A 26272-nucleotide genomic window follows, 5' to 3' on the forward strand; every position below is an offset into this window, starting at 1 on the left:
TCGTGTTTCCACGCAAGGCTTAAGGAAAGGAGCCAGTCCATGCGCTACGACCAATATCAACAGACCTTCGCGCTTTCCGCCCTGGCCAACTGGGTGGGCGATCGCAGAGGCAGCCAGCCGGCGTTGCAGGCGGACTACCAGGCCACGTTGCTGCAGACGCTGGCGTCGGCCGACACCCAGGACAGGATCGGCGACTGGCAACTGGTGTGGGGGCCGCAGGTCTGGCAGGCGGCCGATTCGTCGCTGTCGGGCAATGCCATGTACGTGGCGCGTACCGACGCCATGCCGGGCATCGGCGAGGCGTATGTGGTCGCGCTGAGCGCCACCAACCCGGAGTCGCTCTACGACTGGTTCACCGAAGACTTCGATGTGTCCTCGGTGGTGGATTTTGCGACCTATACGCCGCTGCTCGGCACCGCGCCGGTTGTGGCGAAGAAACCCGTCAAGCCAGGTGCGGCGGTCATCTCGATGGGGGCCGCCACCGGTGTATGGCATCTGCTGAACATGGTCAGCCCCTCCACCGCAGTGGCGCCGAACACCACGTTGCTGGATTTCCTGCAAGCGCTGGATGGCAGCAAGGCGACAGTGATCTTTGCCGGGCACAGCCTGGGCGGTGCGCTGTCGCCGACCTTGGCGACCTGGTTGAAGACCAACGGCAAACTGGACAATTTCAGCGCCGTGCACTGCTATCCCACCGCCGGCGCCACGCCGGGCAACGGCGGGTTCGCCGCGCTGTATGCGCAGGCATTGCCCTCTCCAGCGCCGGGCGCGGCGCCGTACCAGATCTGGAATGCCGACTTGTGGAACACGCTCGATTGCGTGCCGCATGCCTGGACCGTGCCGATGCTCAGTCAGATCAAGACGCTGTACGGGAATGCGCCGATCAGGGAAATCGATGTGCTGGTCGATGTGGCCATCGCCAATGCAGTAGCGTCCACGGTGAACTACCGGCAGATCGGCAACCAGCCGCTGAGCGGTACGCTCACCGGCACCCCGACCACAATCGTGCAATTTCTCGAGCAGATGGCCTACCAGCACACCACCGCCTATCAGGCGCTGATTGCCGACTGGCTCATCCCCGTGTCTGGCACGCCGCAGACGCAAAGTGCCGATGGCGCGCCTGCGCGCGATGCCCTGATCGAGCGCCTGACTGCGCATGCCGGCCAGGCCGCACTGGCCGATGCCGAGAAGATCGAAGCGGTCAGCGCGGCGCTTGGCTCGATGGCCAAGACCTTGTTCAAGCAGCTATGAGCGCGCGCCGGCATGCAGCGGCCAGGGCTGGCCAAGTGCGTCGCAACAGATGGCCTGACAGCATGCGCTGGATGTTCGGCGCGCGCCCGGACGCAGGCGCCGCAGATCGCGCAGCCCGTCCTTGTCGGTCGCGCCGAGACATTGTGCGCGTTGCCTGATCTGTGCAGCTCTTCCAGGCGCCGCTGCAGCAGTTGCCGGTCCAGCTGGGCCATGGCGTCGTGCAGCGTGCGCTCCGGCACCGCACACGACAGCATGACCTGATCCCGTCGCGCCAACCCGCCTACAACGCGGCAAGCGCCTTGAACAGCTCGCGCAATTCGTACTTGTCGGTGTCGTCCAGGCCCTGCGCGCGCTGCTTGTCCTGCAGTTCGTCCAGGCGCTGACGCAGCAATTGCTTGTCCAGTTGCGCGACGACGTCATGCAGCTCCATCGCCCAGCTGTGTTCGTCGCCGGGCAATGCCTGCGCGGCCAGTTTCTGCAAAGCAGCCTGTTCGTCGCGCTCGGCGAAATGTTCCAGCAGTGCGCCGGTGCTGATTTCCGGGCGTTGCCGCACCAGTGCCAGCAGTTCCATCAACAGCTCGATGCCGGGCAGGCGCAGGCCGGAAAAATCGTGGTCGCCTTCCAGGCTCATCGCCAGCGATGGCTGTTGCAGCAAGATCGCAATCGACGCGCGCACCAGGCTGCGCTTTTGCGTGGGCGCGCCCATGCGTGCGGGTGGCCGTGCCTGCGATGCGGACGCCTGCGCCGCGTGACTGGCGCCCACGCCGGTCAGGCGCGACAGCTCCTGCTTCATCAGATCGCCGAACGCGCCTTCGGGGATCTGCGCCAGCATCGGCTTTGCGCGTTCGGCCAGCCGCGCCTTGCCATCGAGCGTGTGCAGATTGATCTGCCGCGACATCTCGTCGAAGAAGAACTGCGACAGCGGCGTGGCCTGTGCCAGACGTTGGTCGAAGGCCTGTGCGCCTTCCTTGCGCACGATGGTGTCCGGGTCCTCGCCGTCGGGCAGGAACAGGAAGAACGCCTGGCGGCCGTCCTTCATGCGCGGTAGCACCGATTCCAGCGCACGCCAGCCGGCCTTGCGGCCGGCGTTGTCGCCGTCGAAGCAGAAGTACACATCCGGTGCGTTGCGGAACAGCAGCTCGGCATGTTCGGGCGTGGTCGCCGTGCCCAGCGTGGCCACTGCCTGGGTAACGCCGAACTGGAACAGCGAGACCACGTCCATATAGCCTTCCACCACGATGAGCCGTTCGATCTTCTGATTGGCCTGGCGCACCTGCCACAGGCCGTACAACTCGCGACCCTTGTGGAACAGCGCGGTTTCCGGCGAGTTGAGGTACTTCGGCCCCGGATCGCGGCCATCGGCCGGCGCGCCCAGGATGCGTCCGCCGAAGGCGATCACGCGGCCGCGGCGGTCGAAGATCGGGAACATCACCCGGTCGCGGAACTTGTCGTAGACATGGCCGCGATCGTTCTTGGAAAACAGCCCGGCGCGTTCGAGCACGCTCATGCGGCGCGCATCGGTGCCCAGCGTGTCCTTCAGTGCGCTGTAGCCATCGGGTGCGTAGCCGATCTGAAAGCGCGCGCGGTTGTCGGCATCCACGCCGCGGCCGTCCAGATAATCGTGCGCCCGTTCGCTGCTATCGAGCTGACGCTGGAAGAACTTGGTCGCCGCCTCCAGTGCCGAATACAGCTCGCGGCTGTCATCCTGTTGCTGCGGGGTGCGTTGCTGGGTCTCGCGCGGGATTTCCATGCCGGCACGCTTGGCCAGCTCGTCGACCGCATCGAGAAATTCGAGGCGGTCGTAATTCATCAAGAAACTGATCGCGGTGCCGTGCGCGCCGCAGCCGAAGCAGTGGTAGAACTGCTTGGTTGGCGAGACCGTGAACGAAGCCGAGCGCTCGTCATGGAACGGGCAGCGCGCCGAGTATTCCTTGCCCTGACGCTTGAGCGGCACGCGACCGCCCACCACTTCGACGATGTCGGTGCGTGCAAGCAGTTCGTCGATGAATGCGTCGGGGATGCGGGCCATCCCGCTAGGATATCCCAGCCGCGGCGCTCGTCGATTTCAGCCAGCGATGGCCCTCAGCGAAGCGGTGGCTGCCACGCGGGCATGCGCGGCATCAGGCTCGGCATGCGCGATCAACTGCGCGTAGGCGCTTCCGGCGGCTGCAGCGTGGCGTCTGGTTCGGCGGCGGCCGGCGGCAGGTTGTCCGTGTCCACGCCGGCCTCGCGTAGCTTGCGATGCGAGCGCACACGCTCGTCGATCACCGCGGTCAGCAGGGCGCCGACGAAGAACACTACCGAGGCGTAGTACATCCATACCAGCAGGATGACCAACGTGCCCATCGAGCCGTATGCGCTGCCAGGCGCGGCCCTGGCGATGTACAGGCCGATGCCGTAGCGACCCAATGCGAACAACAGCGCGGTGATCACGCCGCCGACGAAGGCCTGCCGCCAGTTGACGGTGCGATCGGGCAGATACCGATACAGAAAAGCGAAGGCGAGCGAATACAGCGCCAGGGTGGTGATGTAGCCGATCGCCGGCAGCACCGATGGCAGCCGTGCGAACACCACCTGCAATGCGGTGGTGGCAATCATCGATACGATCAACAAAAAGCCCAGCGCCAGGATCACGCCGAACGAGAACACGCGCTTCTTCAGCCACGCCATCAGGCCTTCCAGGCGCTGCTTGTCGGTGCGGAAGATCAGGTTCAGGGCGTTCTGCAACTGCGCAAATACCGCTGTGGCGCCGATGAACAGCAGCAACGTGCTCCACAGTCCAGCCAACGAGCCCACGCCGGGTTGATCGGTGGCGTTGCGGATCACCGTGTCGGCCACTTCCGCCGCGCTACCGCCGGCCAGTTGCGCGATCTGCTGTACCAGCGCTTCCTGCGCAGGCGGATACAGCGATGCGGTGAGCCACAGCAGCAACACCAGCAGCGGTGCCAGCGACAGCAAGGCGTAGAACGACAGCGACGCGGCCTGCGTCATCACGTCGATCTCGAGAAAGCGATTGAGCAGTGCCATCGGCAGGCTGCGCTGCAGGCGGCTCAGATGCTTCTGCAGGTGTTCGGTTGAGAGCTTCGTCACCGGCGGGGAATCCTTGGGCATACCGTTGTGCGCGCAGGCGTCGTGAGGCGAAGCCGGCATGCGGAATGCTTCACCCGGACCTGTGCTGGCGAAGGTGTTCTAACAGGGCGTGTTCAAAGAGCGGGTGAAAGCGAGCGCTGGATGGCGCGCGCGTGCTGCTATTGAAACGGCGCTGCAGCCAGGTGCATGCAGGCGGCTCGCTGCAGTGCCCTGACCCTCGGGCACAGGGCACTGCACAGGCGAAGAACTCAGCCTGCCAGATGCTGCTTGACCAGCGTCGAGACCAGGCCCATGTCGGCCTGACCGGCCAGCCTGGGCTTGAGTGCGCCCATCAGCTTGCCGATGTCGGCCGGGCCGCTGGCACCGGTCTGCGCGATGGCTGCCTGGATGGCGGCGACCATCTCGGCTTCGCCCATCTTGGCCGGCAGGTAGCGCTCGATCACCACGATCTCCTCGCGCTCGATCTGTGCCAGGTCGTCGCGTGCGGCGGCGTCGAACTGGGTAACCGAGTCCTTGCGCTGCTTGACCATCTTGTCGAGCACGGCGATCACGGCGGCATCGTCCATCTCGACGCGTTCGTCCACTTCCTTCTGCTTGATCGCGGCATTGATCAGCCGGATCACGCCCAGGCTGTGCTTGTCGCCGGACTTCATGGCGGCCTTCATGTCATCGGTGAGCTGCTGCTTGAGGGGCATGGTGTAACTCCTGGGAGTGCGTGTTGCAGATGTGCCGATGCGCCATGACGGGCGCAGTGCATCGGCAGGAAGTCGGGCCGGACAGGCGCGGATGACGGCAGCGATGCCGGTCGCCCCGGCGGTTGCGCAGAGCGCAATGGTTGCCTGGCATCGGGCCAATACAAAAAGCCGGCAACGCTTGCGCGTGCCGGCTCCTGGGTTCCACTCCGATGGGCCGCGCCTTCAGCGCATACCCATCGGCGGAACCGCGTTCGATCAGTACAAGCGCTGGCGCTTGGTGACGTCGCGCGAGGAACGACGCAACTGACGCTTCACAGCAGCGGCAGCCTTGCGCTTGCGCTCCTGGGTCGGCTTTTCATAGAACTCGCGCTTGCGGGTTTCGGCCAGCACGCCGGCCTTTTCGCAGGTGCGCTTGAAACGGCGGAGCGCAAATTCGAAGGGCTCGTTCTCGCGGACTTTAACGCTGGGCATGGGTTCTCCAGATAATGGGATTTCCGTCCGGGAGCCCCGGGCGGGTGCGAGCGGACTCGCGTGACGGAATTTCCGGGTTGCCCCGGCGAGCCGCGCATTATAACGACTTGCCAACGACCTGCAAGCCCCCTGCAGCATCAGCGCGGGCGAGCCCGATAAAGCCTGCGGCTGCGGGTGACGCGGTGGCGGTCACACGGCGGTGCAGCAGATCGCCCCTTGCCGATCTGCGCAGGGCAAAAGCTGCGAAAATAGGCCGCATGTGCCCGCCTGCCGAGTTGCCGTGAAAGTTCTTGGGATCGAATCATCGTGCGATGAGACCGGCGTGGCGGTCTACGACACCGCACTGTCCGGCGTGACGGCGCTGCGTGCCCACGCGGTCTATAGCCAGATTGCGCTGCATGCCGAATACGGCGGCGTGGTGCCGGAGCTGGCCAGTCGCGACCATGTGCGCAAGCTGCTGCCGCTGATCCGCCAGACTTTGGACGAGGCCGGATTGCGTATCGACGAACTCGATGGGGTGGCCTATACCGCCGGCCCGGGCCTGGTTGGCGCACTCCTTGTCGGTGCCGGTGTGGCGCGGTCGCTGGCCTGGGCGCTGGACGTGCCGGCGATCGGCGTGCATCACATGGAAGGCCATCTGCTGGCGCCGCTGATGGAAGACGACCCGCCGCAGCCGCCGTTCGTGGCGCTGCTGGTCTCCGGCGGGCACACCCAGGTGGTGTCGGTGAAGGCCCTGGGCCAGTACGAGGTGCTTGGCGAGACGCTGGACGATGCGGCCGGCGAGGCCTTCGACAAGACCGCCAAGATGATGGGCCTGCCGTATCCGGGCGGCCCGCAACTGGCAGCGCTGGCCGAAACCGGCACCCCGGGGCGCTACAGGTTCGCGCGGCCGATGACCGACCGTCCCGGGCTGGATTTCAGTTTCAGCGGGCTCAAGACCCAGGTGCTGCTGGCCTGGCGCGGCAGCGACCAGTCCGACACCACGCGGGCGGATATCGCGCGCGGGTTCGAGGATGCGGTGGTGGAGACGCTGGCGATCAAATGCCTGCGCGCGCTGGATGCGGCCGATTGCAACACCCTGGTGGTGGCCGGCGGCGTGGGCGCCAACAAGCGCTTGCGCGCGCGCCTGCAGTACGCGGCGCAGCGGCGCGGCGGCCGGGTGTGCTTCCCGCGGCCGGCCTTGTGCACCGATAACGGCGCGATGATCGCCTTTGCCGGCGCGCTGCGGCTGGAAGCCGGCGAGCGCGCCGGTGCGGCAGTGCATGTGACGCCGCGCTGGGATATGGCTGCGCTGCCGCCGCTGGCGGCGGGGGAATCGGGAATCGGGAATCGGGAATGGTAAAAGCGCTACTTCGATTCCGTCCGCGCTGCCCTGTCGTTGCTTGTGCTTCCCACCATTCCCTAATCCCTAATCCCGACTCCCGATTCCCCACCTATGGACAAAGTGTTTATCGAAGGCCTGGAAATCGATGCGTTGATCGGCATCTACGACTGGGAGCGGCGCATCCGCCAGACGCTGCGGTTCGATCTGGAGATGGGCTTCGACAACCGCATCCCGGCCGCCAGCGACGACATTGCCGACACCCTGAACTACAAGGCGGTGAGCAAGCGGCTGATCGAATTCGTGCAGGGCTCGGACTTCGGGCTGGTGGAGACCCTGGCCGAGCGCTGCGCGGCGATCGTGCTGAACGAGTTCGGCGTGTACTGGCTGCGGTTGAAGCTGAGCAAGCCCGGTGCGGTGCGCGGCGCGCAGGCGGTGGGTGTGATCATCGAGCGTGAGCGAGCCCGCTGACCGCCGCCGGCACCAGTGGGCGCGTTCCTATCCACAGTCGAACCCCGGAAGATCCAGGCGGCGCCGGACCAGCGATCCACGACCACGCGACCGATCCCAGCCCAAAGCGCGGTTCAACCGGACCCGACAAATCCCCAATCCCCAATTCCAAATCCCGACACTTGCACCCTCGCGGTCGCGTCAGGCTAGAATTGACGGCCATGTAAACGTTTTCTCAAGGATCTCATGGCTGCTGATCGTATCGAAACCCTGATTGCCCAGATGACCGTCGAAGAGAAGGTCGGACAGTTGGGTGTGTTCGCCGACATGGTGCGGCCGTTCGCGCCGGACGTGAATCCCGAAGCCAATGTGCTCAACGCCGACGAGGTGCTGCAGCAGGTGCGCGCGGGCCGGGTCGGCTCGCTGTTCAATGGCGTCGGCGCCGCGCTGGGCGTGCAGATCCAGAAGGTGGCGGTGGAAGAAAGCCGCCTGGGCATCCCGGTGATCCTGGCGGCGGATGTGATCCACGGCATGCGCACGGTGTTCCCGATTCCGCTGGGCGAAGCGGCCAGCTTCGAGCCGGAGCTGGCCGAGCGCACCGCGCGCGCCACCGCGATCGAGGCGACCGCCGCCGGCCTGCACTGGACCTACGCACCGGCCGTGGACATTGCGCGTGACCAGCGCTGGGGCCGTGGCGCGGAAGGCGCCGGCGAAGACGTGGTGCTGGGCGCAGCGTTTGCCGCCGCCCGCGTGCGCGGCTTCCAGGGCAGCGATCTGAAGGCCGACGATTGCCTGCTGGCCACCCCCAAGCACTTCGCCGCCTACGGCGCCGTGGCTGCGGGCATGGAATACAACACCGTGGACATCGCGCCGCAGACACTGCGCGATGTGCATCTGCCGCCGTTCAAGGCCGCCTTCGATGCCGGCGCACTGACCGTGATGTCCTCGTTCAACGACATCAACGGCGTGCCGGCCAGTGCCAACCACGAGTTGCTGACCGAGATCCTGCGCGGGCAATGGCAGTTCCCCGGCGTGGTGATTTCCGACTACACCGCCGACATGGAATTGATTGCGCACGGCTATGCGGCCGATGAGCGCGATGCGACCAAGAAAGCGTTCCTGGCGGGCCTGGATCTGAGCATGCAGAGCGGCTTTTACGCGGCGCATCTGCCGTCGCTGGTGGAAAGCGGCGAGGTGCCGATGGCCACGCTGGATGCCAGTGTGCGCCGCATGCTGCAGTTGAAGGAAGCGATCGGGTTGTTCGACAACCCGTACCGTTCGCTGGATCCGGCACGCGAAGCCGACACCGCGCACCTGCCCGCGCACGATGCGTTGTCGCGCGATGTGGCGCGGCGTTCGATCGTGTTGCTGAAGAACCAGGGCGAGGTGTTGCCGCTGAAGAAAAGCGGGCAGCACATCGCGTTGATCGGGCCGTTCGTGCAGGACCGCGAGAACATCGAGGGGTGCTGGACGCTGTTCGGCGACAAGCAGCGCTACGTGACCCTGGAGCAGGGCGTGCGTGCGGTGGTCGATGGCGAGCATCTGACGGTGGTGCCGGGCTGCGGCCTGGAAGAGGCGCTGCCCGGCGGCATTTCCGCCGCCATCGATGCGGCGCAGGCCGCCGATGTGGTGGTGCTGGCGCTGGGCGAGCCGCAGCGCTTCAGTGGCGAGGCGCAGTCACGCACCGAGATCGTGTTGCCGCCGGCGCAGCAGGCGCTGGCCGAAGCCATCGCCGCCACCGGCACGCCGATGGTGGTGTTGCTGCGCAATGGCCGCGCGCTGGCCCTGAGCGGTGCGGTGCGCGATGCCGATGCGATTGCAGTCACCTGGTACCTGGGCACGCAGACCGGTACCGGCGTGGCCGATGTGTTGTTCGGCGACTACAACCCCTCCGCGCGTCTGCCGATCAGCTTTCCGCAGGTGACCGGGCAACAGCCGTATTTCTACAGCCATCTGCGCACCGGCCGACCGGAACTGCCGACGCTGTCCGAGTACAAGGCACGCTGGCGCGAGATGCCCAACGAGCCGTTGTATCCGTTCGGTCATGGCTTGAGTTACACCACCTTTGCGTATGCGCAGCCGCAGCTGAGCAGTGCGCAGCTCGGCTGGGACCAGACGCTGACCATCACCACGCGCGTTACCAACACCGGCCGAGTGGCCGGCGAAGAGGTGGTGCAGCTGTATGTGCACGATCGCGTGGCCAGCCGGGTACGCCCGGTGCGCGAACTCAAGGGTTTTCGCAAGGTGCTGTTGCAGCCTGGCGAAAGCGCGGACGTGGCGTTCACCCTGACGCGCGACGCGCTGGCCTTTACCAACCACAGGAACGTGTTTGGTGCCGAGCCGGGCGTGTTCTATGTCTGGGTGTGCGCGTCGGCCAAGAGCGGCGAGGCGGTGACGTTTGAGTTGCTTGACGCCTGAATATGCACGGGCGTCGCGCAATAGGCGGCGCAGTGCGACGACTAGCACGGGGTGTGACCATGACGGACGTGGCCCAGGGGCTCGCCGTCATCGGGTCGGAGGTGATGTAGCTAAGTGCCTGATCGATGTGAACCACGGGTTTGCGGACATCTCCATATGTCGCGACAGGCACCGCGGCGGATCGAACGCGGCTTCGCCGCGAAAATCGTGGCCACCGCCAGCACGCGGTTGATGCGTGGCGATGGCACGATTCCCCTGGGCGCGATCTTGCGGAGTTATGCCTCGTTCTCGACTGCTGCCTTGCTCTTGGGCGTCAGCTTGAGCAGGCGCCCGGTGCTGCCGCTGGCTTCGTCTTCCAGCAACCACAGCGCGCCGTCCGGACCCTGTTCCACTTCGCGAATGCGCGCGCCCATGTCGTAGCGGGCCACCTCGCGCGGCTGATCGCCGAGCGAGACCTGCACCAGCGACATCGACGACAAGCCGCCGATAAAGCCGTTGCCGCGCCATGCCGGGAACTGCTTGCCGCTGTAGATCACAAAGCCGGCTGGGGAGATCACCGGTGTCCAGCTGATCTTGGGCGCGGCAAATTCCGGGCGGGTGTTGTGATCGGGAATCGGGGTGCCGTCGTAGTTGTCGCCGTTGGAGACGATCGGGTAACCGTAATTGGCGCCGCGCTGGATCAGATTCAACTCATCGCCGCCGAGCGGGCCCATCTCGTGTTCCCACAGGCGTCCCTTGCCATCGAAGGCCAGGCCGAGAATATTGCGGTGACCCAGCGACCACACCTGCGCGGCAACGCCGCCCTGCGCAGCGAACGGGTTGTCGGCCGGCACGCTGCCGTCATCGTTCAAACGGATCAGCTTGCCCAGATTGGCTTGCATGTCCTGGGCAGGAGTGAACTTCTGGCGTTCGCTGGAACTGATCCACAGCTTGCCGTCCGGGCCGAAGGCGAGCCGGTGCCCGAAGTGGCCGTTGCCGGTAACCTTGGGATCCTGCCGCCAGATGACCTTCAAGTCCGATAGGGTGCCGCCGCCGGTGGCGTCCAGCGTGAGCCTGGCGCGCGCCACTGCCGCGCCGCGGGTATCGCCCTGTCCGGGTTCGGCGTAGCTGACATAGACCAGGCCATTCTTGGCAAAGCGCGGATGCGCCAGTACATCGCCGAAGCCGCCCTGACCGCCGTAGGCCACTGCCGGAATGCCGGTGATGGCGCTCTTGCGCTTGGTCTTGAGATCCAGCCGCATCAATGCGCCGCGTTTTTCGCTGACCAGCAGGCTGCCGTCGGGCAGAAAAGTCATTGCCCAGGGTTCGTCGAAATCGGCGACGGTGGTGGCCTGGAACGGCCACTGTGCCTTGGGAATGGCGGCAGCCGGCGCGACGGCAGGCGCAGCGCATGCGGCTGCGGTGGTGAACAAGCTGGCCGAACAGGCCAGAGCAAGCAGACGTCGGATAGACATGAGGTCCTCCAGGGGGATGGGCGCAGCGACGTTGCAGCCCTCCCGCAACATGGCCTGCGTTGGGTTTTCAAACACCTTACACGACGCCGTCGAGGCCGCCCTTGTCGTAGATCACTCTCTGCAGAGCACGCTTGTCCCGAATCGTCGTTTCATCATGAAAAGGCGGCTCCATGGCACATCGCGAGAACCTCGGTCGCATTGCTACATGCCGCACCGAAGTCGCTGGCCCTCGAATCGGTCGATGCAAGCCTGTTGCGGAGCGGAAAATTCTTATCCAATGCCAGGTGCAGTGAACATAGTCGGTACGGTCGCATGCAGCAGAACACGGCTGACGCGACGAGTGTCGACAGCGCAGCGCGCACCAGTGCCGCCAGCATCTGAAAGACATGACTCAACCGATACAACAACGCCACCTCGACGGTGGCGTTGTGGTCTTCAGGGCTTGGACTTGCTGTCGCCGGTGACGAGGTCAGTGGCATTTTCCCAGGCGCGCTTGACTGCGTGACGGGCCTTGCTCCAACTCAGGCCATCGGTGCCGCGGTTGGCTTCCCAGTCGCGGTGCAATTCTGCTTCCACCTGGTCGTAGGCGCGTGCATTTTCGCGGATGCGCGCCTCGTGTCCTGCGAGATAGGCGCCCTCGTAATCTTCGTAGCGGTCACCTTCGGTGTAATACGATTCTTCGGTGAAGCGCTCGCGCCAATAATTGGACACGTTCTGGCTGCGGTCTTCGTCCGGCGCGCGGCCTGGAATCTGATACGGCACGTTCATGCTCGACTCCGTGGTGAATGTGCGACCTAACCTAGGCGGGCAGGCGTTAAATCCGTTGCCAGGGCAGGTGAGGAGGGGATCAAGACATGCAGTGCCCGGCAGCGCTTGCAGGCGCGCCGCGATGCCAGTGCCGTGCCTCGTACGCTCGGCACTGGCAGCTCACGCTTGTATCACGTCGCTGCCGATGCAGCTTATACGGCAGCGGCGTGGCGCCGGCGGCACGCAGGCTGGCTTCGGCATGCTGCAGCGATGGCTCGTCGGCATCGATGATGACCAGGACGCGCCCTGCCTGGATTTCGTCCTCGAATTGGCGGCGCACCGGATCGGGCACGGTGGCTCCGATCAGTGCAGATGACCAGGTGCCGACCAGAGCGCCCGCCAGTGCCATCACACCGGCGCCGGCGATGGTGAGGCCGATCGGCGGCACGGCGATGGCAACCAGCCCGGCGACCAGGCCTGCAGCGCCACCGGTGGCGGCGCCGCGCGCTGCAGCGGGGAGAAAATCCGTCTTGGCGTCCTTGCGCTCATCGGGAACGCCTTCCAGTTCGATATCCGAGCGGGCAATCAACGACAGCGCATCGTTGTCGATGCCGGCGCTGCGTGCAGCCTGCATGACGCGTTGCGCACTCTCGATATCGGGCGTGCTGTAGACACGACGCAGTTTCATCGCAGGCTCCCATACAGGTGAGAACTGCAGCCTTGGGCGCGCATGGTTAGTCGTGCGTGATCGCCGCGCGAGCGTCCTGCGAAAACCGCTACGCAGGCTTGCGCGGAAGCAGGTAGATCACCCAGCCCACCAGCAGCGCCACACCGGCGGCGGCCAGGTTCTGCCAGCTGGCGCTGGCGAGCAGGCCTAGCGACAGCAGCAGCGCTGCGATGGGAATGGTGGGCCCGCCAGGCAGGCGCAAGGTGTCGGTGCGTTGCCGGTAGCGACGCGCCAGCACGATCACTGCCGCAGCGGTACCGATATAGGCAAACAGCCGGGTGACCATCGACAGCAATGCCAGCTGCGTAAACGAGCCCGACAACGCCAGTGCCAGCGACAGCACGCCCTGGGTCAGCACTGCCGCAGCCGGGGTGTGGAAGCGCGGATGCACACGTGCCAGGAATGCGGGGCCGTAGCCATCTTGTGCCAGCGCGAACAGAAAGCGCGGCCCGAGCATGACCGTATTGCTGGTGGTGCCGAGGATGGAAATGGTGGCACCCACGGTGAGGATCAGCGCCAGCGCCTCACCGCCGAAGCGGCTTGCGGCATCGGCCAAGGGAGTGGGCGATGCCGCAAGATTTGGCAGCGTGCCCTGTGCGACGACCTGGACCGCCGCATAGATCAGGGTGACGGTGACGATCATGGTGATCAGCGCAAACGGCACGTCGCGGCGTGGATTGCGGTATTCGCCAGCGGCCGCTGGAATGTTTTCGAAGCCTGCATAGGCAAACAGCAGCAGCAAGGCCGCTTCGCCGAGATTGCCAAGATCGCGCAGATCCGGCGTCGTGCCGGCAAAGGCCCACGACCAATCCACGTAGAACAGGCCGATTGCCACGAACAGCAGCAACGGCACCAGCTTGCCGATCACCAGCGCGATGCCGGTACGCGCCGCCGATTTCACGCCGATCACGTTGATGGCGGTGAGCAGACCCAAGGAGCCGACGACCACCAGCAAGCGCGCCCAGTGATCGGTCGCCACGGTCGGCCAGAACCGCGCGACCGCATCGGCCAGGCCGTTGCTCAATGCCGCTGCCGAACTGATGCGCGTGAGCCAGATCATCCAGCCGATCTGAAAGCCGACAAACGGGCCGAAGGCCTCACGCGTGTACAGATAACTGCCACCCGGCGTGTCGAAATAGCTCGCCGCCTGTGCGTAGCACAACACCAGCAACGCCACCGCCAGACCGGCCAGCATCACTGCCCACAGGCTCATCGGCCCCAGCAGGGCAGCGGTGGCCGCCGGAAGCAGGTAGATGCCGCTGCCGATGACATCGTTGATCGACAGGCCGACGATCTGCCAGCGGCTGACCACGCGAACCAGGCCAGTGGAATCGGGTGCAGGGGCCGGGGTGCTCATTGTGCCGGCTCCTTCAACTCGGGCAACTGCCACCGGGCTTGCAGGCGTGCGTATTCGGCACGCGGCAACAGCACGAACAGCGGTTTGTCGTCCGGCGTCAACCAGGCCAGCAGGCGTTGCATATCGGCCGGCGCCATCGCGGTGCAGCCGGCGGTGAACTGGCCCGGCGTGCGCCACAGATGCGCGAAGATGCAACTGCCGCGCCCGGGAACCGCATCGGGATTGTGGGCAATCACAAAGCCTTCGCTGTAACGTGCATCGCCGGGATGTTGCAGGTCCAGGCGCATCGGTTCGGTCGACCCGGCCACTGCGGCCTGACCGACCTGCGCGGCGTCGACGATGCGGTTGTACAGCGGCGAACTCGGCACATCCATGCAGTAGTGGGTGGCGCTCATCGCCTGGTATGGCATGGCACTGTCGATCTGTTGGGCGTACCCGAAGGCCGGGCCGATCGCGAATACGCCGGCCGGGCTGCGGCCGTCGCCCTCGCGCTTCTGCGGGCCTTGCGTCTGCGCTGGATGCAGACCGTCGCCCCAGGCGCTGCCATGCCGCCCGAGCGCGACTGCAAAGCCCGCTGCGGCTGGTTGCCAGTGGCCGTCCACACGGGTGAACGTCTCCAAGCGCGCCTGGGTGCTGTCCCAATCCGGCGTGGTCACCACGATCAATGCGCGCGCTTGATTCAAGGCCGCGATCGGCCCGGCAGCGACGGCAACGCTGCTGCAGCTTGCCAGCGCCAACAGCACGACGGATCGAAACAAGGTGGCAAGGCGCATGCAGGCTCCGGGAGAATGGGTCGAGCGGGGACGGGTCTTGGATCGATACACGGTTGACGGAGGCAGTGCGCTGCTCTGGTACCGTTGGGGGCACACCATCATGTCGCTACTGTACTCAGCAATGCGGCCGTGTGCCGCATGCGCGCGCCTGGTCCGGCGCTTTCTTGGCGGGGCTTATAACGGTTAGCGAGTGTGCTTTGTTTTTCTGGGAGGCGTGGCCGCTGTGGCTGAGCCGGTTGCAACGCGGCTGATTTTGGGCCTGGCTGCAGGGCCCTTGCCCGCCCACCATCGCAGGACACGCCGCAAGTACGTCCTTGTAGGCTCTTATGCGGCATCCATGCCGCATAAGGTCCCGCGACGGTGAGCGGGCAAGGACCCGTCAGGATGGTCGGTGTGCATGGTCGCAAGCAGAGCATAGAAGCGCACTGGCCGGATCACTTGTGCGTTCGACTAGCGCCTCACCAGCTTCCCATCGCAAGCCGAGCAGCAGACAGGCTTCAACACGCAACTTAAAACGTCTCAGCTATTACCGCTAGCCGAGCAACAAGCTTTCAAAAGCAGCCGACCAACTCTCTGGTGCGGTGTCCTTGCCGGTTGCGGGACCGTGTGGCGGCATGGATGCCGCCACCGAGCCCCCAGGGATGGGTTCACGGCGTGTCCCGCAAGCGGTGAGGGCGCCGCGCACTCGACTCAGCGGGCTTTTGATTTAAGCATCGGACTGCACCTAAACGCCACCATCGCAGGACACGCCGCAGGTACCTTCCCTGTAGGCTCTTATGCGGCATCCATGCCGCATAAGGTCCCGCGACGGTGGGCGGACAAGCACCTGTCGGGATGGTCGGTGGGCATGGTGCAGGCAACGCACAACATTCGCTGTCCGGGTGACTGCGTGTGCAAAGAAGCGCTGAGGGCGCTATACGGGACCAACGCGGCCTGGAGATCCAACTGGCGTTTTCGCCGGCAAGTTAAGCCGGCAAAAGCTCCAGTCCGCGGATGCGACGGATGCCCAGGCCCGGCGAGTCGTCGATATGGATCTGGGCATCGTCGAAGTGCACGCCGCCCGCGGTGGGATCGAACTGCCCGAGCGCGGGCGCATCTAGATCCGCCAGGGTGATGCTGTCGGCCTTGGCTACCGCCAGATGCACTGCCGCAGCCACGCTGATGCTGGATTCGATCATGCAGCCGATCATGCACGGCACGCCGTACAGGGCAGCGATATCGGCAATGCGGATTGCGTTGGATAACCCGCCGGTCTTCATCAGTTTGATATTGACGATATCGGCGGCGCGGCGCTGGATGAGGTCGATCACCTGGCAAGGCGAGAACACGCTTTCGTCGGCCATCACCGGTGTGTCGATCCGTGCAGTGACGAACGCCAGTCCGTCGATGTCCGCGGCCTTGACCGGCTGCTCCACCAGTTCCATCACGATACCGGCGTGTTCCAGCGTACGCATGGTGCGCACTGCCTGTTTGGGCGTCCAGCCCTGGTTGGCATCCAGGCGCAGCGATGCGCGACCAGCGACAGCGGCATGCATCGCCGTGATCCGCTCGAGGTCCGAGCCGCTGTCCTTGCCGACCTTGATCTTCAGCGACCGATAGCCGCGCGCCAGCGCGGACTGTGCCGCTGCCACCATCACATCGATGCTATCGGCGCTGATGGTGATGTCGGTGGTGATGCGCGGCGCGCCACCGCCGAGCGCCCGGTAGAGCGGGGTGCCCAGGGCCTGCGCCCACAGATCGTAAAGCGCGATCTCCACTGCCGCCTTGGCACTGGTGTTGCGCTCCAGCGCGTGTTGTACCAGCGCGCACAGCCGGTTGAGATCGGCCACGTCCTGGCCGATCAACGCGGGGCCGATGCAATGATCGATGGCGGCGATGATGGAGCCATGCGTATCGCCGGTGATCGGGGCGGTGGCCGGTGCAGCGCCGTAGCCGATGTGGCCGCTATCGGTCTGCAGCAGCACCACCACGTCCTCGATTGCCTGCACGGTACGTACCGCTGTCTTGAACGGGGTTTTCAATGGCACGCGCAGCATGCCTAGGCGGAAGCCGGTGATCTTCATGGGGAGCCAATCGGTGCGATGCGTTGGATGCGGGTGATGTGATCGACAAACGGTGTGCCGTCGCTGGCGAGCAAGGGCAGCAGCGGCGTCACCGACACACCATTCAAGCGCGCACGCTGCACGTTGCCGGCTGCGTCGCGGTAACTGGCGCCGGCTACATCATGGATCACCCATGGCGCACCGTGCTCATGTCCGATCACCAGCATCACATGTCCGGGGATGTAGATCAGATCGCCGACCTGTAGCCGCGCAAGTTGCTGCAGGTGCTGCGGCAGTGTTGCCTGCGTCTGGAACGGAACGCCGAGCAGCGCCGGACTGCGTGCCTGATCTCCGGTATTGCGCGGCAATGCAATGCCCAGGCTGCGATACACGTCCAGCACGAAACCACTGCAGTCGCGCGCATCGTAATCGTTGCCCCAGCCATAGCGTTCGCCGAGAAATTTGAACGCCTGCCGCAGCAGCGCTGCATGGGTGGCCGGCAGCGGGCCAATGCGCACGTCGGCGCCGCGCGGGATCAGTGCCGGCACCAGCTGCAAGCGACCATCGCGGTTGCGCAGCGGCAACTTCCCCACGTAGCCAGCCTGCGGCAACTGTCCGTTGACCGGCTGTTGCGGCGGCCAGTCGCCAAGCAGCGGCACGCTGGTGCCCATATCCAGCGTCAGTGCGGAGATGGCTGGTGCTTCCGGGGTGTAGACGCTCTGCACGTGGGCGCCGATGACCACCAGCCGTGGGCTGCGTTGTGCGTAGTCCAGCACCTCGTCACGCGTGCCCAGGGCAATCCGGTCGGCGGCGATCCAGGCCGCATAGTTGGCCGCCAGCACAAAGTGCCATGCACCATCGGCGCTGGTGTGCAGCACCGCCACCGGTGTGCCGGGGTAGAGCGCCGATTCCTGGAAGCGGTCGATATCGTGGTCGTCGGTAGTGCTGAACACGCGTTGCGCGGTGGGGAAGGTGCGCAATGCCGCGCGCTGCACCACCAGTGCGAACCGTGGCGTGACCTGCGCAGGCAGCGCATCCAGTGCCAGGGCGTGGCGCAGCGTCGCAAGGCGAGAGGCATCGATGCTGCGAGCTTCGCTGTCGTACAGCGCACGCGTCGGTATGGCCGACAGTGTTTCGATACGCGCGCGCACCTCGGCCGCCGGCAGCACCTGGGCCAGTTGCGACAGGTCGTGCATGGCGCCGTCGTCACGCAGCAAGCGCGCATTGAAGCCGGCGATCTGTGCGGCAGTCATGCGCAGCGTCTGCGCGTTGCCGCTGCGCTGGATCCAGTAGTCGGCGGTCAGCTGCGCATCGCTGACCGCAAACGGTGCCGTTTGCGGTATCGGGGTGGCAGGAGTTGCCGCAGCAGCATCCCAAGACAGTCCGATGACCAGCAGCAACAACGTCAGCAAGCGGCGCGACAGTGGCATGAAGAGGGCTCTTGATGGATGCAGCGACTGGCGAGGCCTTTTACAGGGGACCACGACCGCACGCACGCGGGCCTGCGCCGACCGCGCCGGCTTGTAGTGTACGCATGCGCAAGTATCCCCTGGTGCGTGTCGCATGGCGCAGTGGCGCTGTAGGCCCGTCAGTATCTGCGCATGTGCAGTCTGCCTGCCACCGGCTGCGGCCGCGTGATGCACGCCATCGCCCGCACGGCAGATAATGGGCGCATCGCCTGCGCGGCTCATCAGGGTGCTGGCGCAGCGCAGGCCCTTGCCGTTTCGCCAGGAGAATCCGATGTCATCTGCTCCAACGCTGTCACCATCGTCCTGGCTACGTGCCGCGCTATGTCTGGTGGTGCTGTCACTGGGGGCGTGTGCGCATGCGCCGCAGCGCAACCCGCTGGCCCGGTGGGTGCCCTCGCCCAATTACGACACGCGGCGGCCGGTCCTGATCGTGCTGCACTTCACCGACCAGCAGTCGGTGCGGCAGAGCCTGGGCACGCTGCGCGGGCGCAATAGTGGCGGCCGGGTCAGTGCGCACTATCTGATTGGCGAGGATGGCACGCGCTATCAACTGGTCAGCGACGACCAGCGCGCCTGGCATGGCGGCGCCGGGCGCTGGGGCACCATCACCGACATCAACTCCGCGTCGATCGGCATCGAACTGGACAACGACGGCAGCGAGCCATTCGCGCCTGCCCAGATCGACAGCCTGCTGGTGTTGCTGGACGACCTGTGCACCCGCCTGCGCATTCCGCGCACGCAGATCGTCGGCCATGAAGACGTGGCCCCGGCCCGCAAGAACGATCCCGGCCCGTTGTTTCCTTGGAAGCGGCTGGCCGATGCCGGCTTCGGCCGCTGGCCTGCCGCCGATGCCCCCGCCGCGCCGGCAGGCGTCGATCCCTGGCAGGCGCTCGCCTTGCTCGGCTACAGCCTCGACGATCCCGCCGCCACGCTGCAGGCGTTTCATCATCACTACCGCGGCAGCGATGCCCGCACGCTGGATGCCGAGGATTTGCGCATTCTGCATGCGTTGACCCGACCAGCGCTGCGGCAATTGCAGCTTCCGCCGGCGCCCATCGAACCGGATGCGCCGTAGCAATCCAGCATGACCGCTTCGCGTCACCCTTACCAACGCGGCGTGTACTGGATACCGACCGCATTCTTGGTAGCATCCGCTCGCCCAAACTCTTGAAGGACCTTGTGTGATGAGGCTAGGAAAGACCGCCCTATGGGCCGCCACGATCCTGCTGATCGGCGGTTGCACCAGGACACCCGGCGCAGCGCCCGGAGACGTGCAGGCATCGCCCTCGCAGAGCGCTCCTGCTGCTGCGCCAGCGGCGGCGGCGAGTCCTGCCACGGCCGACGCCGAGGTGCCGGCACCCGGGCATGTGCTCGCCGACATCTATGGAATCAAGGGCGACGGATCGGAGTCCTACACCATCGACAATGGCGCCTTGGCCAGCTTTTGGTACGGCTACCGCTTCGACCTTGGCGGCAAGCATTACTACACCGGCTTCGCCAACGCGGGCCCCGGCAAGTACGGCAAATCCGAGGAAGAGAACTATCCGGACCCTGCCGTCGGCGTCAGCATCAGCCAGGCGACCTATGTGCTGGACGACGCGGGTGGCAAACCGGCATGGGGGCTGTTCCATGCGCAGCAATGGGCTGGCGATTTCGGCGGCAACGAGAAGGCCGACACGCTGGACCCGAAGCGCAAGCCGCAGCGCACCGAGACCAAGGATGGCCACCTGCTGCTCGCGCTGCCGACCACGCGCTTCGCCGACGGCATCAGCAGCGCGGGTTTCGCCGTGTTTTCCTTCGATCCGAACAAGAACGACATGGGCGACTACAAGGGCTGGGTCTACCTGGGCACTGTTGCCACCGGCGAAGACAACAGCGCGGCCTGCGACGATGAGGGCAACATGAAGTGCGCGTCGAGCACCGGCACGCTGAGCTTCGAACCCGGCAGTGGATCGATGCCGAGCCTGCGTGTGGCCATGCGTGGTACCGCCATTGTCGGCCCCGGCAAGGTCCGCAGCCTCGGCCCGGCCGACGGGGTCACCTATACCTACGACGCAGCCAAACACCAGTACACACCGCCGCTGGATCGCTGAGCCTTTCCGTGTGCCGGTCCGTTGCGGGGCGGCACGGGGCGCGGACCGGTCGGCAGAGCCGGCTGGTTTCGGGCGCGGGAACTGGATAAGATTCGCCCACGGGGCCTGATGATCAGGCGAGTCATTCGCGAGCGGCAATGGATGCTGCACTCGCCCGAAATGCCGGAGTGGATCGCCGGCTTGCGGTTTGCCATGCGCGAATCGCCATCACCGCCCCTGTCTTGGGGCCGGATCGCAATCCACCGTTTTCTGTCCGAAGCCGCGCCTGCGACAGCTGCGTCTGTGCGGGTCGGGCGATGTCCGCGATGCGCAAGATGACGGCCTTTCCGGACACGGGGCATGACATGTCGGGATTTGCGGTTGTAGTTCCGGCTTCTTCAACACATACAGGATGTTCTGCACATGTCCAACGACACTCAAGTAGCCGTCACGACCGTGGCACCGCCCTACCCGGGAAGCGTGCTGTATCTGATTTACGGCATGGATGGGGACGGCGCGCTCTCGTACCAGATCGATAACGGTGCTGTTGCCAGTTTCTGGCACGGCCAGCATTTCGATCTGGGCGGCAAGCAGTACTACACCGGTTTCGCCTACGCCACGCCCAACAAGTACGGCAATGACGAAGCCGAGACCTTCCCGGATCCGGGCGAAGGCGTGTCGATCAGCCAGGCCACGTTTCTGCTGACCGCGCCGGACAGCGAGCGGCCGTGGATGCTGTTCCATGCGCAACAGTACGTGGGCCGTTTCGGTGGTTACGAGCGCGCCGACGCCGTCGACGAGGCGCGCAAGCCGCAGCGGCACATCCTGGACAACGGCCACCTACTGTTGGCGGTGCCGACCTCCAGTGTCGACAATGGCGTCACCAGCTTCGGTTTTGCGCTATTTACCTTCGATCCGGACAAGAACGACCTGGGCGACTACCAGGGCTGGGTCTACCGTGGAACGCTTGCAGCCGGCGAAGAGAACGAGCTCAGCAGCGACGAACAGGGCAGCGTTCCGCACGTCTCCAGCACCGGCACGCTGAGCTTCCAGCCGGTGCCCGGCGAGCGGATGCCGGCCATGCAGGTGGCGTTGCAGGGCACGGTTGTTTCCGGTCCCGGCCGGGTGCGCATGCTCGATGCATCCGATGCGGTGGTCTATGTGTATGACCAAGCGAGCGGCCAGTACCTGCCGAAAGACCTCTAGTGAATCGGTCGGTGCGCCGCTCCACGGAGCGATGCAGCGGCAGCAGCAAGAAATTGCGACTTGCAACACCGAACAGTCTTGTTGACCGCACACCAATTAGCTCATGGACGAGCTCGGTTGACCTTGTCGGCGCCCAGCGCCGTATATCAACCTCAAGGAGTAACACGAGATGGCACGCGATTACACGAAGGCCGAGAACCTCGACATCATCGAGCGTGAAGCCAGGGAACGCCGCATTCCGGTCGACGATTTCATGCGTTTTGCCTATATCGAAACCGGCGGCAGGTTCGACGAGCAGGCCAGCCGTGGCCCCAACAGCGCCAAGGGCTTGTTCCAGTTCACTCCGGGTACCGCCGCGGCCTATGGCATCAGCGGCCGTGAATTGGATGCTGTGGCCAATACCGACGCCGCGGCGCGTTTGTATCAGGACAATGCGAGGTCGCTGACCCGCCAGCACGATAAAGACAATCGTCCTTACCTGTCTGGCAAGCCGCAGCCCGACGGGCTGGATATGTACATGGCGCACCAGCAGGGCGCTGCCGGCTATCGGTCGGTCCAGGCGGCGGTTGCCGGCGGCAGTTTCGCGCGTGCAGATACGCGCGCGAACATCATCAACAACGTGCCGCGCGAAAAGGATGCGGCCGGTGCCAAACAGTTCGAGGCTTACACCGGCAGCTCGCTGGCCGAGTTCAAGAAGATGTCCGATCAGGACATGGCCAAGACCTTTCTGAAATACTGGGACACCAAGTTCGACCATATCGCCATCCCGGAAAAGGGCATCAAGCCGGTTGCCGAGGGCCAGTCGCAGCAGCCGGCTGCGCCGGCCCGCGTGCAGTCGCATCCGGCTGCTGCGGCCGGGCAGGCCAGTCAAGACGCAATCAAGCTCACCGCCGCGTATGAGATGGGCGTCAAGTACGACGATGTGAAGTACGCGATCAATATCAAAGGCCACCGGCTCTTCCATCCGGGCGTGGACGGCAAGCACCTGGAGCAGGGCTACATCGACTGCTCCGGCTGGGTGTCCGAGCTGCAGAACGCCACGATGCGGGAGATCAATCAGAAGGCCGGCCGCGACGTCTTCGGCCGCCAGGACATGCTGGCGCAAGGAATGAATGGCTCCGGCGGCATTGTCAAGAAAGCGTTTGACGATTCCGGCGTGCTGCTACAGGGCCAGGACCTGTTCAAGCCCGGTGCGTTGAAGGAAGGCATGGTCATCGGCGTGGATGCCAGCCGGAATTCGGGGCATGACCATTGGAAGGGCATCGATCACATCCTGATGGTGGTGCGCGACCCGAAGAGCGGCGAACTGCAGGTCAGCCAGTCCAGCGGCACAAAGGGCGTCAACACCATGCCCTTGGACACGTATCTGGCCAACAACCAGAACGCCAGGTTGTTTGCGTCCGATCCGTTCGCCAAGGCGCGCGACCTGCTGCAGGACAGGCAGCAGACGCAGTCGCAGAATCAGGACCATCCGACACGCACATCGTTGCGGCCGGGCGAGCAAGGTGCGGATATAAAGGCAATGCAGCAGGCCCTGATCGAACTCGGGATGAAGGACAACAGCGGCAAGTTGCTGTCCGGTACCGGCTATTACGGCGACAGGACCAAGGAAGTGGTAGCAAACCTGCAGCGCGAGAAGGGCATGGAGCCGACGGGGATCGCCGATAAGGCCACGCTCGAAGCGCTCGGCAAGCAACAGGGCCAGGCTAAGAACGCTGGCGAGGCCAAGCTCTCCGCGTCTGTCGCTGGGGAAACGCAACGTCCAGTCGATCCTTTGGTCAAGCAGGCAATGGACCATCTTCAGAAGCATGGGCCGAACGGCGGCTTCAATAGTCGCGACGAAATGCAGCGTGCCGCTGGCCAAATCGCGTTCGAAGCCAAGGTCAGTGGGATGTCGCGTATCGACGAGTTGCTGCCGAGCACCAATGGCAAGGGGTTGATTGCAGTGGAGCGCAATCCCAACAACCCGCTCGATGTGAATCGTGCCTATGTGGACAAGCAGCAGGCCGCATCGGTGCCGCTGGAGCAGAGTCAGCAACAGCTCACAGCGGAAACGCAGCGGCAGAACCAGGAGGATCAGCAGCGCACGCAGACCGCGCAGACGCAATCGGGTCCTGCGCGCTAGGCACCTCTCATCAGGTTGCGAATCTGTGCGACAGCAATCGCCAGTCCGGCATTCGACCGGACTGGCGATTGCGCAGGAGCGGGGATAGTGCGTCGATGTGTGGGTGGCGAGCGCAGCGATCCGGTCTGTCCGTCCCGAGCCGTTGTTCGTCAAGCGAGCCACGTGCTTTGCCTGTTCGAGCGCTCCTGTGCAGGCAGCTTGCTTGTGGTGGCTTATGCTTGGCGCATGACGCAAGCACGATCCCCGGTAAATCGCGTATCGCACCACATCGCACGCACCCTGCAGCGCATCGGGTGGCAGGTGTCTGCGCTGGTTCTTCTGTGCGCAGGCCTCAACGTGCAAGCGGCTCCCATCCTCTCGCCGGCAACGACCGCCGCACAGGCCGGTCTGGTCGATGTGCGGGGCCTTGCGCCGGAGATCGCGGTGGACATGCGTTATGCGGGCAGCAACAACTTCACCGGGCGCGTGGTGCCGGGGTATGAGGCGCCCACATGCTATTTGCTGCGTCCGGCGGCGCAGGCCCTGGCGCGGGTGGCGCGGTCGCTCAAGGCTCAGGGATATCGACTGCAGGTGTTCGACTGCTACCGGCCGGTGCGGGCGGTGCAGGCGTTCGTGGCCTGGGCCGCGGATCTGCAGGACCAGTCGACCAAGGCGCAGTACTACCCGCGCGTGGACAAGCGTGCGCTACTGGGCGACTACATCGCCGAGACTTCCGGGCATAGCCGTGGCGCAACGCTGGATCTGGGCTTGCTCGATTGCCGGCAGGGCCCGTGCCAGCCGGTGGCGATGGGCACCGACTTCGATTTCTTCGATGCGCGTGCGCACACCGATGCGCGCGACATCAGTCCTGCCCAGCGTGCCCATCGCCAGCAGCTGTTGGGTGCGATGGCGGCGGAGGGATTTGCCAACTATCCGATGGAGTGGTGGCATTTCACCTTCCGTCCCGAGCCGATGCCGGATACCGCGTTCGATGTGCCGGTCAACTGAGCAACCGCGCCGCAGGCGGTGACCCGGCCACCGGACTGTCCATGTTGTGCATCACCCCCACGCCGCTGCAAGGAATTGCCATGTCCGACCCGGAACGCTTCATCGATATCGCCTGCCCGTATTGCGGGGAGTGGATCACCCTGACGCTGGATCTGACCGGCGGCGACCAGCATTACATCGAGGATTGTCAGGTGTGCTGCAAGCCGATCTCGGTCAGCGTGCGATGGGACGAAGAAGGCGAGGCGCAGGTGAGTGCGCGGGGGCAGGACGATGCGTGAGCGCGGCATGTCGCAGCAGCGGGCAATCGGAGCGCTTGGTCGATCCGCACGCGCCTGACCGCCTGCGCTTGCGGCTCCGGCGCGGATCCATCGCCCGCAACCGCTAGACTGATGCGCCTGCCACCTGGATCCCGACGATGAATCTGCCCCTGCACTTCGGTCTGCTCGGCTCGCTGGAGGCCGGCCTGATCGCGTTGGTGCTGGGCGTGCTGGTCTTCGCTGCGGTGGAGCACATCGGCCGGCGTCTGCACTTCACCCACGGGCATACGCTGGGCATCGCCTGTCTGCTCGCGGTCGCCATCGGCGGCGGTTACGACATCTGGAATCTCGTCTACACCAGCATCGTGCGGCTGGAGTCGCCGCTCTATGCGCGTCTGGCGCTGGCCAAGATCCACGATCCCAACGAACTGGGGTCGCGCGTGGTGCTGGAAGTGGCCGGGGCGATCGCCGGTGTGGTGACGGGTTGGAAACTGTTCAGTTCCGGAAGCTGGGATGACGAGACGCCCAATGCGTGAGTCCACACGCTAAAACGCGGCGTGGTTCGCATATTCCGGTGCATTGAATGAGGTGCTTCTGTTTGGCTCACCGATGGCTAACAGATGGCTAGGCGCAAACATCCGGCCGGTGGTTAAGAGGATGTTTTGCGCGAAATTGCGGCGGGTTTTACGTTCATTCGGGCTGGGTAAGGTGGGGCCATGTGCGGCGACACCGCGCATTCCCAAGCCAAGGAGACCCCCCAAATGAAGAATCGCAACCGCACCTCGTTGCTCGCCGCCACCGCCGCCCTTGCCGCCGCTCTGGCGCTGCCGGCCATGGCACAGAGCGCGCCACAGGATGCCGCCGCGACGTCGGCCCAGTCGGGCAGTGCTGCCACCACGGCGGCACAGCCTGCGCAATCCGGCGGCGGCCAGACCTGGGCGAGTGTCGACACCGATAGCGACGGTGCCATCAGCACACAGGAAGCCCAGGTCAACGCCGGGCTTGCGCAGATCTTCAATGACGCCGATTCCGACAAGAACGGGAAGCTGACCCCGGACGAATACAAGGCGTTTGTCGCCAAGCAGCAGGGCGGCGCAGCGGGAAGTGGATCGCAGGGCAATTGAGGTAGGTCGCAAGGTAGTGAGTTGGTTTACTGACGTATTTTTCGACATCAGGAGGCAGCTTCCGCAACAGCAGCCGTTTGAGTAGGCGTTGTCGTCTGACCGGTGGCATCCCTGCGGATGTCCAACATCGGTAAGCAAACGCATCACCACGCAACAGGATGGACATGCGGGAGCGATCTGCCAGGGTCGCTCCCGTTTTTTTTACGTGCGCCGCGCTAAAGTCACGAGTCCATCGT

The 26272-nt window shown here is 65.0% G+C and carries 22 protein-coding genes and 1 pseudogene; 12 read left to right on the plus strand and 11 right to left on the minus strand.

Features of this window, described 5'->3' with window-relative positions:
- Positions 1–39 precede the first annotated feature (39 nt).
- Entirely contained in the window at positions 40–1251 is a 1212-nt protein-coding gene (locus FHT09_RS00080) for a hypothetical protein (protein ID WP_104607143.1), read from the plus strand.
- Between the two features lie 280 nt (positions 1252–1531).
- Here FHT09_RS00080 and dnaG read toward each other — a convergent pair whose 3' ends face one another.
- The 4 genes from dnaG to rpsU form a co-directional block, all read right to left on the minus strand.
- On the minus strand, positions 1532–3280 hold the full coding sequence (gene dnaG / locus FHT09_RS00085) for a DNA primase (protein WP_104607144.1): 1749 nt from the start codon (positions 3278–3280) through the stop codon (positions 1532–1534).
- A gap of 110 nt (positions 3281–3390) precedes the next feature.
- The gene (locus FHT09_RS00090) at positions 3391–4341 is read right to left on the minus strand and encodes a YihY/virulence factor BrkB family protein (RefSeq protein ID WP_104607158.1); all 951 of its coding nucleotides are present in this window, start codon (positions 4339–4341) and stop codon (positions 3391–3393) included.
- A gap of 248 nt (positions 4342–4589) precedes the next feature.
- A complete protein-coding gene (locus tag FHT09_RS00095; protein WP_104607145.1) occupies positions 4590–5036 on the minus strand; it encodes a GatB/YqeY domain-containing protein in 447 nt (148 codons plus the stop codon).
- Between the two features lie 255 nt (positions 5037–5291).
- Positions 5292–5507, minus strand: a complete 216-nt coding sequence (rpsU, locus tag FHT09_RS00100; protein ID WP_002808376.1) for a 30S ribosomal protein S21 — start codon at positions 5505–5507, stop codon at positions 5292–5294.
- A gap of 280 nt (positions 5508–5787) precedes the next feature.
- Between rpsU and tsaD the strand changes: the two genes are divergently transcribed.
- The 3 genes from tsaD to FHT09_RS00115 all read left to right on the plus strand — a co-directional run bounded on the left by tsaD (position 5788) and on the right by FHT09_RS00115 (position 9696).
- Entirely contained in the window at positions 5788–6849 is a 1062-nt protein-coding gene (gene tsaD, locus FHT09_RS00105; RefSeq protein WP_104607146.1) for a tRNA (adenosine(37)-N6)-threonylcarbamoyltransferase complex transferase subunit TsaD, read from the plus strand.
- 93 nt (positions 6850–6942) lie between these two features.
- On the plus strand, positions 6943–7299 hold the full coding sequence (gene folB, locus FHT09_RS00110) for a dihydroneopterin aldolase (protein ID WP_104607147.1): 357 nt from the start codon (positions 6943–6945) through the stop codon (positions 7297–7299).
- 225 nt (positions 7300–7524) lie between these two features.
- On the plus strand, positions 7525–9696 hold the full coding sequence (locus FHT09_RS00115) for a glycoside hydrolase family 3 N-terminal domain-containing protein (protein WP_104607148.1): 2172 nt from the start codon (positions 7525–7527) through the stop codon (positions 9694–9696).
- A gap of 275 nt (positions 9697–9971) precedes the next feature.
- Here FHT09_RS00115 and FHT09_RS00120 read toward each other — a convergent pair whose 3' ends face one another.
- From FHT09_RS00120 to FHT09_RS00150, 7 genes and pseudogenes are all read right to left on the minus strand, one after another.
- Positions 9972–11150 (minus strand): PQQ-dependent sugar dehydrogenase, encoded by a 1179-nt coding sequence (locus tag FHT09_RS00120; protein WP_104607149.1) that lies wholly within the window; start codon positions 11148–11150, stop codon positions 9972–9974.
- A 435-nt stretch (positions 11151–11585) separates the two neighbouring features.
- On the minus strand, positions 11586–11918 hold the full coding sequence (locus tag FHT09_RS00125) for a hypothetical protein (RefSeq protein WP_104536510.1): 333 nt from the start codon (positions 11916–11918) through the stop codon (positions 11586–11588).
- A 190-nt stretch (positions 11919–12108) separates the two neighbouring features.
- Positions 12109–12585 (minus strand): annotated as a pseudogene (locus FHT09_RS00130) (hypothetical protein); the annotation flags it as partial.
- Positions 12586–12673: 88 nt separating this feature from the next.
- Complete coding sequence (locus FHT09_RS00135) at positions 12674–13981, minus strand: APC family permease (protein WP_104607150.1); 1308 nt, start codon at positions 13979–13981, stop codon at positions 12674–12676.
- Positions 13978–14754, minus strand: a complete 777-nt coding sequence (locus tag FHT09_RS00140; RefSeq protein WP_104536507.1) for a L,D-transpeptidase family protein — start codon at positions 14752–14754, stop codon at positions 13978–13980. Before FHT09_RS00140 ends, FHT09_RS00135 begins: the two co-directional genes overlap by 4 nt.
- 965 nt (positions 14755–15719) lie before the next feature.
- Entirely contained in the window at positions 15720–16817 is a 1098-nt protein-coding gene (locus tag FHT09_RS00145; protein WP_104536506.1) for a dipeptide epimerase, read from the minus strand.
- The gene (locus FHT09_RS00150) at positions 16814–18226 is read right to left on the minus strand and encodes an SH3 domain-containing protein (RefSeq protein ID WP_104607151.1); all 1413 of its coding nucleotides are present in this window, start codon (positions 18224–18226) and stop codon (positions 16814–16816) included. Before FHT09_RS00150 ends, FHT09_RS00145 begins: the two co-directional genes overlap by 4 nt.
- A gap of 310 nt (positions 18227–18536) precedes the next feature.
- Here FHT09_RS00150 and FHT09_RS00155 point away from each other — a divergent pair, with 310 nt between their 5' ends.
- The 8 genes from FHT09_RS00155 (at position 18537) to FHT09_RS00190 (ending at position 26036) form a co-directional block, all read left to right on the plus strand.
- Positions 18537–19340 (plus strand): N-acetylmuramoyl-L-alanine amidase, encoded by an 804-nt coding sequence (locus FHT09_RS00155; protein WP_104536761.1) that lies wholly within the window; start codon positions 18537–18539, stop codon positions 19338–19340.
- Positions 19341–19449: 109 nt separating this feature from the next.
- Positions 19450–20358, plus strand: a complete 909-nt coding sequence (locus FHT09_RS00160; RefSeq protein WP_104607152.1) for a hypothetical protein — start codon at positions 19450–19452, stop codon at positions 20356–20358.
- A gap of 402 nt (positions 20359–20760) precedes the next feature.
- Positions 20761–21543 carry a hypothetical protein gene (locus FHT09_RS00165; protein WP_104536503.1) on the plus strand — a complete coding sequence of 261 codons (783 nt, stop codon included), beginning with the start codon at positions 20761–20763 and terminating at the stop codon, positions 21541–21543.
- Positions 21544–21712: 169 nt separating this feature from the next.
- On the plus strand, positions 21713–23668 hold the full coding sequence (locus tag FHT09_RS00170; protein WP_104607153.1) for a peptidoglycan-binding protein: 1956 nt from the start codon (positions 21713–21715) through the stop codon (positions 23666–23668).
- Positions 23669–23893: 225 nt separating this feature from the next.
- The gene (locus FHT09_RS00175; protein WP_104607154.1) at positions 23894–24655 is read left to right on the plus strand and encodes a M15 family metallopeptidase; all 762 of its coding nucleotides are present in this window, start codon (positions 23894–23896) and stop codon (positions 24653–24655) included.
- Between the two features lie 80 nt (positions 24656–24735).
- Positions 24736–24933 carry a CPXCG motif-containing cysteine-rich protein gene (locus FHT09_RS00180; protein ID WP_104536500.1) on the plus strand — a complete coding sequence of 66 codons (198 nt, stop codon included), beginning with the start codon at positions 24736–24738 and terminating at the stop codon, positions 24931–24933.
- Between the two features lie 137 nt (positions 24934–25070).
- Positions 25071–25448: a hypothetical protein gene (locus FHT09_RS00185; RefSeq protein ID WP_104536499.1), complete on the plus strand. Its 378-nt coding sequence runs from the start codon at positions 25071–25073 to the stop codon at positions 25446–25448.
- A gap of 225 nt (positions 25449–25673) precedes the next feature.
- Positions 25674–26036 carry an EF-hand domain-containing protein gene (locus FHT09_RS00190; protein WP_104536498.1) on the plus strand — a complete coding sequence of 121 codons (363 nt, stop codon included), beginning with the start codon at positions 25674–25676 and terminating at the stop codon, positions 26034–26036.
- Positions 26037–26272 lie beyond the last annotated feature (236 nt).

It is taken from the genome of Xanthomonas sp. CFBP 8152, assembly GCF_014199025.1.
Taxonomy (GTDB): domain Bacteria; phylum Pseudomonadota; class Gammaproteobacteria; order Xanthomonadales; family Xanthomonadaceae; genus Xanthomonas; species Xanthomonas arboricola_B.